Source organism: Corallococcus sp. AB018, from assembly GCF_003986945.1.
GTDB classification, from domain to species: Bacteria; Myxococcota; Myxococcia; order Myxococcales; family Myxococcaceae; genus Corallococcus; species Corallococcus exiguus.
In genome coordinates this window covers 31908-46452 of the sequence record NZ_RAWR01000051.1, presented here as the reverse complement: position 1 = coordinate 46452, position 14545 = coordinate 31908, and the positions used below count along the sequence as shown (strand labels likewise).

Annotated in this window: 1 protein-coding gene (running past one end of the window); it reads left to right on the top strand. The window is 71.8% G+C overall.

Going from position 1 to position 14545, the window contains the following annotated elements:
* Window positions 1-14545, top strand: part of the annotated coding region (locus D7Y11_RS13415; RefSeq protein ID WP_126933889.1) for a non-ribosomal peptide synthase/polyketide synthase (this coding region is incomplete at its 5' end). 16744 nt of the annotated region lie beyond the right edge of the window; 14545 of its 31289 annotated nt are in view.

Below are 14545 nucleotides of genomic sequence, written 5' to 3'. Positions count from 1 at the left end.
CCTCCCGATACCCCGCCGCCCCCATCCCCACGGTGTCCCGGGATGAAGCGCTGCCGCTGTCGTTCGCGCAGCAGCGCATGTGGTTCCTGGATCGGATGGAGCCCGGCCAGGCCCTCTACAACATCCCCCTGGCCCTGCGGCTCTCCGGCCCCCTGGACGTGGAGGTGCTGCGCCGCACGTTCGCGGAGATCGTCCGCCGACACGAACCGCTGCGCACCACGTTCGAGGAACGTGAAGGCCAGCCGCTCCAGCGCATCCACGCGCCGCCTTCGGACGGGTCCCTGCCGGTGGAGTCCCTCCCCGAAGGCGCCGAGCGCGACGCCACCCTGCGACAGCGCATGCAGGAGGACGCGACCCGGCCGTTCGATCTGGGCACCGGCCCGTTGCTGCGCACGAGGCTGCTCCGGCTGTCCCCGGACGAACACGTGCTGCTCCTGTGCATGCACCACATCGTCACGGATGGCTGGTCCATGGGCGTGCTCGTGCACGAGGTGGCCAGTCTCTACCCGGCGCTCGCGGCGGGACGTCCGTCGCCACTTCCGGAGCTGGAGGTGCAGGCCGCGGACTTCGCCGCATGGCAGCGCCAGCAGGACGATTCCGAGACGGCACAGGCCCGGCTGGACACGCTCAAGGAGTCCCTGAAGGACGTGCCCGTACTCACCCTGCCCGCCGAGCAGGGACAGCCCGGGACCCGGTCGACGCGTGGGGACAGCCATGTCTTCACGCTGCCCGCGTCCCTGGTGCATTCGCTGGAACAGGTGGGCCGCGACCGCGATGCCACACTGTTCATGGTGCTGATGGCCGGGTACCAGGCCGTGCTGTCGCGCTACTCCGGGCAGGACGACTTCGCCGTGGGCACGCCGGTGGCCCACCGGACCCGGCCTGAGTTGGAGCCCCTCATCGGCGTGTTCCTCAACACGCTGGTGCTGCGCGCCCGCCTGGACGGAGCGCCTCGCTTCTCCGAACTCCTGGATCGCGTGCGCGAGTCCTCCCTGGCCGCGTACGCGCACCAGGACGTGCCCTACGAGCGGCTCGTGGAGGCCGTGGCCCAGGCGCGCGGCGGAGACCGCACCTCGCTGTTCCAGGTGATGTTCGTTCTCCAGAACGCGCCGCTGTCCACGCCGGCCCTGCCCGGCGTCCGAGTGGAGCGGCTGCACACCTCGACGGAGACCGCGCGCTTCGACCTCCTGCTCTCGCTCACCGCGAGCGACGGCGGCCTGGAGGGAACGCTCGAATACAGCCGGGACCTCTTCTCCGAGGACGCGGCGGCGCGGTTCGCCACCCACTTCCAGGTGCTGCTGGAGGCCGTGGCCCGCGATGCGGCGACACCCGTGCACCTGCTGCCGCTGATGGATGACGCGGAGCAGCGGCGGTTGCTGGTGGATTGGAATGCCACCGCACGCGACTACCCGCTGGAGGGCACGCTGCACGGGCTGGTGGAGGCGCAGGTGGCGCGCACGCCGGACGCCATCGCGGTGGACTTCGAGGGCGCGCGGCTGACGTACCGCGAGCTGGACGGCCGGGCCAATCAGCTCGCACGTGCGCTGCGGGCGCGCGGCGTGGGACCGGAAGTGCGCGTGGGCATCTGCGCGGAGCGGTCACTGGAGTTGGTGATCGCACTGCTGGGTGTGCTCAAGGCGGGCGGCGCGTACGTGCCCATCGATCCGTCCTCGCCAGCGGACCGGCGGACGTACCTGGTGGAGGACTCCGCGGTCGCGGTGTTGCTGACGCAGCAGCACCTGCGGCCGGTGCTGTCGGTAGGCAGCACGCCGGTGCTCTGCCTGGACTCGGACTGGCCCCAGGTGGCGACCCTTTCGCCGGAGCCCGTGGAGTCGGGCGTGGGCGCCGAGCACCTGGCCTACGTCATCTACACGTCGGGCAGCACGGGGCGTCCGAAGGGCGCGATGAACACCCACGCGGGCATCCGCAACCGGCTGCTCTGGGGGCAGGAAGCCTACGGGTTGGAGCCCCGCGACGTCGTGTTGCAGAAGACGCCCTTCAGCTTCGACGTCTCGGTGTGGGAGTTCTTCTGGCCGCTGATGACGGGCGCGCGGCTGGTGGTGGCGAAGCCGGGTGGGCACCAGGACGCCGCATACCTGGTGGACCTGATGGCTCGCGAGGGCATCACGACGGTGCACTTCGTGCCGTCCATGCTCCAGGTGTTCCTGGAGGAGCCAGGGCTGGAGCGCTGCACGGCGCTTCGCCGCGTCGTGTGCAGCGGAGAAGCGCTGCCGCTGGAGCTGAAGGACCGCTGCCTGGAGCGGCTGGGCGTCCCCCTCCACAACCTCTACGGCCCCACGGAGGCCGCGGTGGAAGTGACGGCCTGGACGTGCGAGCGCCATGACGGACGGCGCTCCGTGCCCATTGGCAGGCCGGTGGCGAACACGCGGATCCACGTCCTGGATGCATCGTCGCAGCCGGTGCCGGTGGGCATCGCGGGAGAACTCCACATCGGCGGCGTGCAGGTGGGCCGGGGATACCTGGGCCGTCCCGCGCTGACGGCGGAGCGGTTCATCCCGGATCCGTTTGGCCCTCCGGGAGCGAGGCTCTATCGGACGGGAGACCGGGCCCGCGTCCTCGCCGACGGCACCATCGAGTACCTGGGCCGCCTGGACTTCCAGGTGAAGCTGCGCGGGTTCCGCATCGAGCCCGGCGAAGTGGAGTCGGCGCTGCGCCAGTGCGAAGGCGTGCGCGAAGCCGTGGTGGTGGTGCGCGAGGACGCGCCCGGCGACAAGCGCCTGGTGGCCTACGTGGTGGGCCAGGGCGTGACGGCGGAAGCCCTGCGCGAGGCGCTGAAGGCGAAGCTGCCGGAGTACATGGTGCCCACGGCCTTCGTGGCGCTGAACGCGCTGCCGCTGTCCCCCAACGGAAAGGTGGACCGCAAGGCCCTGCCTGTTCCGGACGCGCGTCCGGCAGCCCTGGCGCCGTCGAAGCCCCAGCGGATGACGCCCTTCCAGCAGCGGATCGCGGACCTGTTCCGAGACGTGCTGCGGGTGCCGAAGGTGGGCGTGCACGATGACTTCTTCGCCCTGGGCGGACACTCGCTGCTGGCCACGAGGCTGCTGTCCCGCGTGCGCTCCACGTTCCAGGTGGAACTGCCCCTGCGAGGCCTCTTCGACGGAGCCACCGTCGCCGAGGTCACCGAACAGGTGGAGGCCCAACTCCTCTCGCGCACCGGCCTCCCGCGCGTGCCCGCGATCCGCAAGGTGCCTCGCGACGGCGAACGGGTCCTGTCCTTCGCGCAGCAGCGGCTGTGGGTGATGGAACAACTCCAACCCGGTGCCACGCCCTACGTCCTGCTGGGCGCCGTGCGGCTGGACGGCGCACTGGACGTGGAGGCCCTGCGCCTCGCGCTGGAGCTCCTCGTCGATCGCCACGAAGCACTGCGCACCACGCTCGCGCTGAAGGGCCGCGACCCCGTCCAGACCCTCCAGCCGACACCGGTCTGGGCGCTGCCCGTGACGGACCTGGGCGACCTGCCGGACCCCGAATCGGCGGTCCAGCAAGTGGCGCGCGAGGAGGCGGGCCGGCCCTTCGACCTGGGCACCGGGCCGCTGCTGCGCACGCGCCTGCTGCGGCTGACGTCCACGCAGCACGTGCTGCTCCTGGGCATGCACCACGTCGTCGCCGACGGCTGGTCCCTGAGCGTGATGGTGCGAGAGGTGGCCACGGCCTACACGGCCTTCGCTTCCGGTTCGGCCCCGGTGCTGCCGGAGCTACCCGTGCAGTACGCCGACTTCGCCGCGTGGCAGCGCGGTTGGCTCCAGGGCGACGTGCTCGCGGACGAAGTGGCGTGGTGGAAGGAGCAGCTCGCCGGTGCGCCTCGCGTCCTGGAGTTGCCCACCGACAAGCCTCGGCCCACGACGCGTTCACCGCACGGCGCGCTGATGCCCGTGCATGTGCCTCGCGACCTGACGGACCGGATCGCGGGGCTCGCCCGGCGCGAAGGCTCGACGCCGTTCATGGCGCTGCTGGCCGCGTGGCAGGTGCTGCTGTCCCGCTACAGCCGGCAGGAGGATCTGCTCGTCGGCGCTCCCATCGCGGGCCGCACCCACGGTGACGTGGAGGGGCTGGTCGGCTTCTTCGTCAACACGCTGGTGCTGCGTGCACGCGTCCGTCCGGAGACGTCCTTCCGCGCGCTGCTGGGACAGGTGCGGGACACGACGCTCGCGGCCTACGAGCACCAGGACCTTCCGTTCGAGAAGCTGGTGGAGGAGCTCCAGGTGCCTCGCGACCTGGGCCGCACGCCGCTGGTGCAGGCGGTCTTCGCGCTCCAGAACGCTCCGGCCGAGGCGTTCAATGCGCCAGGGCTGAGGATGGAGCCCCTGGAGGTGGACGCGGGCACGGCGCACTTCGACCTGAGCCTGCTGCTCACGGAGACGCCGGACGGACTGCGCGGCTCCATCGAGTACAGCACCGACCTCTTCGAACGCGAGACCGTGGCCCGGCTCGCAGGCCATCTGCTCGTGCTGCTGGAGGCCGCGGTCGCAGGGCCGGACGTGCCCCTCTCACGGCTGCCGTGGCTCACGCTGGAGGAGCGCCAGCAGGTGCTCGTCGCGTGGAACGACACCGCCCTGCCTTATCCCTCCGACAGCACGCTCGCGGAGCGCTTCGCGCTGCAGGCCTCGCTGCGCCCGGACGCCGTCGCGGTGGAGGACGGGGATGAACGGCTGACGTACGCGCAGCTGGATGCCCGGGCCAATCAGCTCGCGCATGTCCTGCGGGCTCGGGGCGTGGGACCGGATGTGCTGGTGGCGCTGTGCCTGGAGCGCTCCGTGGGCTTCGTCGTCACGGTGCTCGGCATCGTGAAGGCCGGCGGCGCGTATGTGCCGATGGATGCGTCGTATCCCGCGCAGCGGCTGAGCTTCATGCTGGAGGATGCCCGGCCGCACCTGCTCGTCACCACGCGCGAGCTGCGCGGCCGACTGCACCTGCCCGACGCATCCCTGCCGTGCCTGTTCCTGGAGGAACTGGCGCTGGCCGACCAGCCCGTCACCGCGCCGGAGACCGGCGTGGGGCCGCGCAACCTGGCCTACGTCATCTTCACCTCCGGCAGCGGCGGACGGCCCAAGGGCGTGGGCGTCGAGCATCGCGGCCTGCTGCGAGTGCTGCACGCGGCGCCGTACCTGCACTACGGGATGCGCGACACGGTGCTGCTCTTCGCGCCCGTGTCCTTCGACGGCTCCGTGCTGGAGCTGTGGATGCCGCTGGTGCATGGAAACCGGCTCGTCGTCTTCCCGGGCCACGTGCCCGCGGGCGACATGGACACGCTGGCACGACTGGTGGAACGCCACGGCGTCACCTTCATCCACATGCCCGCCGGTCTCTTCTCGCAGTTGATGGAGCACCGGCCGGACATCCTCGGGCGGCTGCGCGAGCTGCACACGGGCGGCGACATCGTCTCCGCGCCGCACGTGCGCCGCGCGGTGGAGTCGCTGGGCATCCCCTTCACCAACGGCTACGGCCCCTCCGAGGGCTCCATTGTCGCCACCGCCTTCACGGTGGAGCGGCCGGAGCAGGTCGGCACGACGGTGTCCATTGGCGCACCGCTCGCCAACACGTCCGTGTACGTGCTGGACGCGAAGCTGGACCCGGTGCCCGTGGGCGTGCCGGGCGAACTGTTCCTCGGCGGTGACGGCGTGGGCCGGGGCTACGTGTCGCGGCCGGACCTCACGGCGGAGCGCTTCGTGCCGGATGCCTACGGGGCAACGCCGGGCGCACGGCTGTACCGCACGGGGGACATGGGCCGCTGGCGTCCGGACGGCACGCTGGAGTTCCTGGGCCGCATCGACACGCAGGTGAAGGTGCGCGGCTTCCGCATCGAACTGGCGGAGGTGGAGGCCGCCCTGCGCGACCTGACCGCGGTGCAGGACGCCGCGGTGGTGGTGCGCGAGGACGTGCCCGGGGACAAGCGGCTCGTGGCCTACGCGATGCCTGGCCCGGGGCAGGTGCTGGACGCGTCCGCGCTGCGAGCGGCGCTGCGGCAGCGGCTGCCGGAGTACATGGTGCCGTCGGTGTTCGTGATGCTGGACACCCTGCCCCTGAACCCCAGCGGCAAGGTGGACCGCAAGGCGCTGCCCGTGCCGGACGCCGCGTCCACCGGACGTCAGGGCCGCTTCGTGGAGCCCACGCACCCGCTGGAGCAGCGCCTGGCGCCCGTCTTCGCCCGCGAGCTGAGCACGGACCGCGTGAGCGCGCAGGACCACTTCTTCGAGGACCTGGGCGCCACGTCGCTGACCGTGGTGCGGCTGGCCGCGCGCCTGCGCGAGGAGCTCCAGCGCGAGGTGCCCGTGGTGTGGCTGTTCGAACACCCCACGCTCGAAGGGTTCGTCCAGCGGCTGGAGCGTGAGTCCCAGCAGGGCCCGGGCACCGTACAGCCCGTGTCTCAAGCCCCCGGTCACCGTCCGCGCGAGGCACCGAAGGCGGGCGAGTCCGGCTCCATCGCCATCATCGGCATGGCGGGCCGCTTCCCTGGCGCGATGACGGTGGCGGAGTTCTGGAGCAACCTGCGTGGAGGCGTGGAGTCCATCACGCGCTTCGCCCCGGAGGAACTGGAGCACCTGTCCGTCCTGCCGGAGGGCCTGGAGCTGTGGCACCAGCCGGCCTTCGTCCCAGCCGCGGGCGTCATCGACGGCGCGGACCGGTTCGACCACGCGTTCTTCGACATGTCGCTGCGCGAGGCGCAGTTCACGGATCCGCAGCAGCGGCTCTTCCTCCAGACGGCATGGGCCGCCCTGGAGGACGCGGGCATCGACCCGGAGCGCTTCCCCGGGGCCATCTCGCTGTACGCGGGGGCCACGGGCTCCGGGTACACGGACGCCGTGCGGCAGGCGATGCCGCTGGACGCGGCGTCGTTCATGGAGCTGCATGGCACCGCCACGCACGAGAGCCTGGCGACGAAGGCGTCCTTCAAGCTGGGGCTCACGGGCGAAAGCGTGCTGCTGTACACCGCGTGCTCCACGGGCCTGGTGGCGGTGCACCTGGCCGCCCAGAGCCTGAGGACGGGCCAGTCCGACGTGGCGCTCGCGGGCGCGATGCGGTTGTCGCTGCCGCAGCGCACGGGCTACGTGCACGAGGAGGGGCTCATCTTCTCCCCGGACGGCCACTGCCGCGCGTTCGACGCGAAGGCGGGAGGCACGCTGTCCGGCAACGGTGTGGGCTCGGTGGTGCTCAAGCGCCTGGAGGACGCGCTGCGGGATGGGGACTCCATCTACGCCGTCATCCGGGGCTCGGCGCTGAACAACGACGGCCGCAACAAGTCCGGCTTCACCGCGCCCAGCGTGCAGGGCCAGGCGGCGGTCGTGTCCCAGGCGCTGGCCAACGCGGGCGTGGCACCGGAGGCCGTGGGCTACGTGGAGACCCACGGCACCGCGACGCCCCTGGGTGACCCGATTGAAGTGGCGGCGCTGACGCGCGCGTATGGACTGGGCGCTGAGCACCGGGGCCGTATCGCGCTGGCGTCGCTGAAGACGAACGTGGGCCACCTGGACACGGTCGCGGGCCTCGCGGGCCTGATGAAGGCCGCGCTGTCGCTGCACCACGGGGAGATTCCCCCCAGTCTCCATTTCGAGAAGGCCAACCCGCAGATCGACTTCGACGCGGGACCGTTCTTCGTCAACACCACGTTGCGGCCGTGGCCTCGGGGTGAGACGCCCCGTTTCGCCGCGGTCAGCTCCTTTGGCATTGGCGGCACCAACGCGCACGCGGTCCTCGAGGAAGCCCCCCTGCGGCGGAGCGGTCCCACCTCGCGGTCCCATCAGCTGGTCCTGCTGTCCGCGCGCTCGCTGGAGGCATTGCAGGCCGCGGCGCGGCAGCTGGATGCGCACGTGGCGGAGGGCGTGGATGCGCAGGCGTTGGCGGACCTGGCGTTCACGCACGCCGTGGGCCGCAAGGCGTTCGAATACCGTCACGCGCTGGTGGTGAGGGACGCGGCGGACCTGGTGCGCCAGCTGCGCAAGCCGGTGGTCGCGGTGAAGACCGAGAAGCGCGCGCCTCGCGTGGCGTTCGTGTTCTCCGGCCAGGGAGCGCAGCGGGTCGCGATGGGGCGCGAGCTGGCGGAGACGTCGCCCCGGTTCCGAGAGCACCTGGACGCTTGCCTCGCGTTGTTGGAGGCGCCGCTGCGAGAGCGCGTGTCGCGGCTGCTGTCGCCCGAGGCCAGTGCTGAGGCGGAGTCCACGGAGGCCCTGGCGGACACGCGCGTGGCGCTGCCCGCGCTGTTCAGTGTGCAGGTGTCACTGGCGCGGCTGTGGCAGGACCTGGGCGTGAAGCCGTGCGCGGTGCTGGGGCACAGCTTCGGCGAGTACGCGGCGGCGTGTGTCGCGGGGGCGTTGTCCCTGGAAGACGCGATGCGCCTCGCGGTGGCGCGCGGTGAGCTGATGCACCGCATGCCGTCGGGGGCGATGCTGGCGGTGGCGCTGCCCGCGGCTCGGGTCCAGCCGCTGCTGTCGGGCCGGCTGGAGTTGGCGGCGGTGAACACGCCGGACCGCTGCGTGGTGTCTGGTCCGGTGGAGGAAGTGGAGCGCCTGGAGGCCGAGCTCAAGGCCCAGAAGGTCGGAGCGGTGCGCATGCCCGCGCCTCATGCGTTCCACTCGGTGGACGTGGAGCCGTTGATGCCGGAACTGGCGCGCGTGGTGGGCACGCTGCGCTGGTCAGAGCCGACGGTGCGGTACGTGTCCAGCCTCACGGGGACGGTGGCACAGCCCGGGCAGCTGGCGGATCCGCGCTACTGGACCGAACAGATGCGCAAGCCCGTGCACTTCACCCGCGCGGTGGAGACGCTGCAGGAGGAAGGCTGCGCGGTGATGTTGGAGGTGGGCCCCGGTCAGGACGTGACACCACTGGTGCGCGCGAACCTGATGGCGGTGGAGAGCGGCGCGCCTCGAGTCCGAGGCCTGCCGTCGCTGCGTCTGGGTGGCACGACAACGGAGCAGATGAGCTGGCTCCAGGCCGTGGGCGAGCTGTGGACCGCGGGCGTGCCCGTGGCCTGGAGCGCGTTCTACGCGCACGAGCAGCGCCTGCGGCTGCACCTGCCCACGTACGTCTTCCAGGAGAAGACCGTCTGGGTGGAGCAGAAGGCGCAAGGCCGCATCACGGTGACGGCGCCGTCTCTGGTGGAGATGTCCACACAGGCCGTGGAGGCCGTTGCCCTCTCCGCTTCGAGCACGAGTCCGGCCCCTGTCGAGGCTGCCCCCCTGCCCCCGCAGTCCGCGCGCGACGATGCCCCTCGTGGCGATGTGGAGGAACGCGTAGCCGCGCTGTGGCGCGCGCGACTGGGCCTGGAGTTCGTCGGCCGCCACGACGACTTCCTGGAGATTGGCGGCAACTCGCTGACGGCCGCGCAGCTGCTCAACCAGGTGCGTGACGCGTTCGGCGTGAACCTGCCGCTCGCCGCCCTCTTCGAAGCGCCCACGGTCGCGGGCATCGCGGAGCGTCTGGTGCCCCTGCTGCGTCAGTCGCCGCAGGCCCCCGTCTCCGTGGAGCTTCCGCTCGTGCCGCTCGCGCGCACCGGCGAGCTGCCGCTGTCCTTCGTGCAGGAGCGCGTCTGGCGCCTGGAGCAGCACCTGCCCGGTCAGTCCGCGTACAACATCCCGTTCGTCCTGCGGCTCGAAGGCGACCTGAACGCGGACGTGATGGAGCGCGGCATCCAGGAGATCGTCCAGCGCCACGAAGCGCTGCGCACGACCTACGACGCCGTGGACGGCCGCCCCGTGCAGCGCTTCCACGCGCACATGCGAGTCCCGCTCACCCGCGTGGAGCTGCGAGGCCCCGCGGAGACCCGTGAACCCGAGGCCCTCCGGCTCGCCCGTGAGGACGCCGCGAAGCCGTACGACCTGGTCCACGGCCCCGTGCTGCGCACCACGCTCGTGCGAGTGGACACGCGGCTGCACCTGCTCCTGTGCGGCATCCACCACATCGTCAGCGACACGCTGTCCATCGCCCTCTTCGTCCAGGAGCTGGGCCAGCTCTACGACGCCTTCCTCCAGGGGCGTCCGTCTCCCCTGCCCCCGCTGCCCGTTCAGTACGCGGACTTCGGCGCGTGGCAGCGCAACAGCATCGCGGGCGGCCGGCTGCCCGAACAGGACCAGGGCTGGCGGCAGCGGCTGGCTGGCATGCCGCGCAAGCTGGACCTGCCCACCGACCGCCCGCGCCCCACCGAGAGCCCGCTCACCTCCGAGCGCATGACGGTCGAGTTCCCGCCCGCGCTCGCCCGCGAGTTGGTGGCCTTCGCACGCCGTGAGGGCTTCACCGGCTACATGACGGTGCTCGCCGCGTGGCAGACGCTGCTGCACCGCTACAGCGGCCAGACGGACGTCATCGTCGGAACGCCCATCGCCAACCGCACGAGGCCGGAGCTGCTACCGCTCATCGGCTACGTGGCGCACTCGGCGGCGTTCCGGACGCGCTTCACCGAAGGCCTCACGTTCCGCGAGCTGCTGACCCAGGTGCGTGACGAGGTCGCCGACGCACAGACGCGTCCGGACGTGCCCTTCGAGTACCTGGTGGAAGCCCTCATCCCGGGCCACGACATCGGCCGAGGAAGGCTGACGGACTCCGTGTTCGTCTACCACACGGGTGCGGCCGCGGGCGCCGGGACGCTGAACCTGACGGGCCTGCGCGGCTCGCTGGTGGAGGTGCCGGGCACGCCCGTGCAATGGGGCGCCACCCTGGCGGACCTCACGCTCCTGCTCTCCGAAGCTCCCGGTCGCGTCCACGGCGTCCTGGAGTACGCGACGGAGCTGTTCGACGCCGCCACCGTGGAGCGGCTGATGGAGCACTTCCAGGTGTTGCTCGGAGCGGCGCTCGCCCGGCCTGAGACGCCTGTCGCTCAGTTTCCCCTGACCACGGAGGCCGAGCGCCGCGCCTGGCCCGCGCCCCGTGCCTCACCGGGCATCACCTCCGTGCCGGCCCTCCTGGCGGAGCGGCGTGCACGCCACGCGAACGCCACCGCCGTCTCGCGTGGGGATGCGCACTGGACCTGGGCCGAACTTGGCGCCCGGGCGGATGCCCTGGCCGAGCGGCTGAAGGCCCTGGGCGTGACGGCAGGGACACCGGTGGCCGTGTGCCTGCGCTCATCGCCGGAGAAGCTGGCCGCGCTGTGGGGCGTGCTGGCCGCGGGTGGCGCGGGCATCGCGCTGGGCCCGGCGGACCTGACGCAGCTGCCTGTCTACGCGCCAGAAGGCACCCGCGTGCCGGTACTCGTCACCACGCGCGCGCTGGTGGCCTCCGTGCGAGTGGAGGCATCGCGCGTCGTCTACGTGGAGGACGTGGACGCATCGGGTGCTCCCCTCCGCGCAGGAGAGGACGCGCACGCGCTGGCGTGGCTGTTGCCCACGGGCGCCGGACAGCCCGCCTGGGCGCTGGGCCACCGCGAGCTGTCGGAGTTCTTCACCGGCATGGACTCGCGGCTGTCTCCTCCGGACGGCGGCGCATGGCTGTCCGCGAGCGAGGCGTCCGCGGACCGTCCGGAGCTGGAGGCTCTATGGGCGCTCACGCGAGGCCTGCGCGTGGTGTACCCACCGGAGCGCATCACCGCGCGGCTGGTGAGTCTGGGAGGCGGCGGGCCTCGCGCGAAGGCGATGGACCTGAGCCTCATCTACTTCGCCAACGACGAGGACGCGCTCCAGGGTCCCAAGTACGAACTCCTGATGGAGGGAGCGAAGTTCGCGGACGCGAACGGCTTCTCCGCGGTGTGGACGCCGGAGCGGCACTTCCATTCGTTCGGAGGCTTGTACCCGCAGCCCGCGGTGATCTCCGCCGCGGTCGCGGCCGTCACGAAGCACCTGCACGTGCGCTCCGGCAGCGTGGTGCTGCCGCTGCATGATCCGCTCATCATCGCGGAGCAGTGGTCCGTGGTGGACAACGTGTCACAGGGCCGAGTGGGTCTCTCCGTGGCCACGGGCTGGCACACGCAGGACTTCACCTTCGCGCCAGCCAACTTCGAGAAGCGCCGCGACATCCTGCTGGAGAAGCTGTCCACGCTGCGCTCGCTGTGGCGCGGCGAGCGCTTCAAGCGCCCCGGCGGCGCGGGCACCCTGGTGGAGGGAGCGCTGCGGCCGAAGCCCGTGCAGAAGGAGCTGCCTGTGTGGCTCACCGCCACGTCCAACCCGGAGACCTTCCGCATGGCGGGCGAGCTGGGCGCGGGCGTGCTCACGGGCCTGCTGTCGCACTCGCTGGAGGAGCTGAAGCCGAAGGTGGCGTTGTACCGCGAGGCATGGCGCCGCAACGGCCACCCCGGCCGAGGCCACATCACCTGCATGCTGCACACGTACCTGGGCGACGACGACCAGGAGGTGTTGCGCCTCGTGCGCAAGCCGCTGCTCGCGTACTTCCGCAGCTCGGTGGACATCGTCACGTCGCTGCTGCTCACCCAGGGCTACCAGGGCGACATCCAGAAGCTGTCCCCGGAGGACATCGACGCGCTGCTGGAGCACACCTTCGAGAACCACGCCAAGACGACGGGCCTCGTGGGAACGGTGGACGGCGCGGTGAAGCGTCTGCGCGACGTGCGCGCGGCGGACGTGGATGAAGTGGCGGCGCTCATCGACTTCGGCCTGGACACCCCGGTGGTGCTGGACGGTCTGCGTCGCCTGGCCGTGGTGCGCGAGCGCATGGCCGCCGAGGCCACCGCCCGCCAGGAGCAGGTGCTGGTGGAGGCCGAGGCGGGCGTGGAAGGACTGCTGGAGCTGGCGCGCCAGTCCGGCGCGGTGCTGGTGCATACGTCGGCCCGGCTCGCGCGTTCACTCAGCGAACTGCCCGGAGCGCGCGAGTCCCTGGCTCATGTTGGCGCGCTGGTGTTGGAAGGCGCTTCGGCGGAGTTGGGCGCGGCGCTGCACAGGGCCGCGGGCGTGGAGGTGTGGCTGTCGGGTGACGCCCAGGAAGGCGCGCTGTTGCCGCGCACGCTGGGAGAACGCATCCCCGCGAACCTCCAGGCGTGGGTGTTGGACGCGGCCGGTCAGCCCGTGCCCGTGGGCGTGGTGGGCGAACTGGCCCTCGCGGGCGCGGGGCTTCCCACGGCGCTGTGGCGCGCGGGCGACGAGGACCGCCGCCTGGTGCCGCACCCCCGAGAGGCCTCGGCGAGGCTGTACCGCACTGGCCGCCATGCCCGGTTGCGCGCGGATGGCCGCGTGGAGCCCGTGGCGTCACCGTCCCACCTCCCCCCTCCGCCCGTGGCGCGTCCCGCCGTCGTGGAAGCGCCGCGTCCCGCCGTGGCGCCCGTCGCCGCGCGCCCCGCGACTCCAGTCGTGAACGAGGGCCCGCCGCCCATTCCGCGCGTGGGCCGCGACCGGCCGTTGCCGCTGTCCTTCGCCCAGCATCGCCTCTGGTACCTCCAGCAGATGGCGCCCGGCAGCGGCGCCTACAACAACCCGTCGCTCTTCCGCCTCGTCGGGGAGCTGGACGTGGACGCGCTCCAGGCCACGCTGGACGCGCTGGTGGCGCGGCATGAAGTGCTGCGCACCACGTACGCGCTGGAGGGCGACCGCGCGGTGCAGAACATCCACCCGCCGCGCGGCCTGCCGCTCCCGCGCCGCGACGTGGAGGGTGACTCGCCCGAAGCCCGCGAAGCGGAGATGCAGCGCTTCTGCAGGGCCTACGCGCTGTTGCCCTTCGACCTGGATCAGGCCGTGGTGCGTGCGACGCTGCTGCGCCTGGAGCCCCAGGTCCACGTGCTGGCGATCGTCTTCCACCACGCCGTGTCCGACGCGTGGTGCAACATGGTCGTCGCGCACGAGCTGACGGCGAACTACGCCGCGTTCCACGCGGGCCAGCCGTCGCCCCTGACGGAGCTGCCGGTGCAGTACGCGGACTACGCCGTGTGGCAGCGCGCCTGGCTGGACGGCGGCGTGATGGAGGCGCAGCTCGCCTGGTGGAATCAGCAGCTGGCCGGGGCGCCCACGCTGGAGCTGCCCACGGACCGGCCACGTCCCGCGCTCCAGTCCTTCGCGGGCGCGCGCTACCGCTTCGCGTTCCCGGCCGAAGTGTCCGCGCCGCTGCTGGCGCTGGGCCGCAAGCAAGGCGCCACGTCGTTCATGGTGCTGATGGCGCTCTTCCAGACGGTGCTGTCGCGCTACTCGGGCCAGGACGACTTCGTGGTGGGCACGCCCATCGCGGGCCGCACGCGCCCGGAGGTCGAGTGGCTGATGGGGTGCTTCATCAACACCCTGCCATTCCGCTCGAAGCTGTCCGGCCAGCCGTCCTTCGTGGAGTTGCTGGGCCGCGTGCGCACCCAGGCCCTGGAGGCCTACGCGCGCCAGGACGCTCCGTTCGAGCGCGTCCTGGAGACACTTGAGCTCCCTCGCGACCTGAGCCGCACGCCGGTCTTCCAGGCCGTCCTCAACGTGATCAACACGCCGGAGGCCCGGGGCCAGCTGCCGTCGCTGGCACTGAGCCAGGTGGAAGTCCCCAACGACACGGCCAAGTTCGACCTGTCCCTGGAGGTGCTGGAGAGCCGCACGGGCATCGTCTGCCACCTGGAGTACGCCACCGCCCTCTTCGACGCAGCCACCATCGAGCGCATGGCGGAGCACCTGGTGGTGCTCGCGAGGGA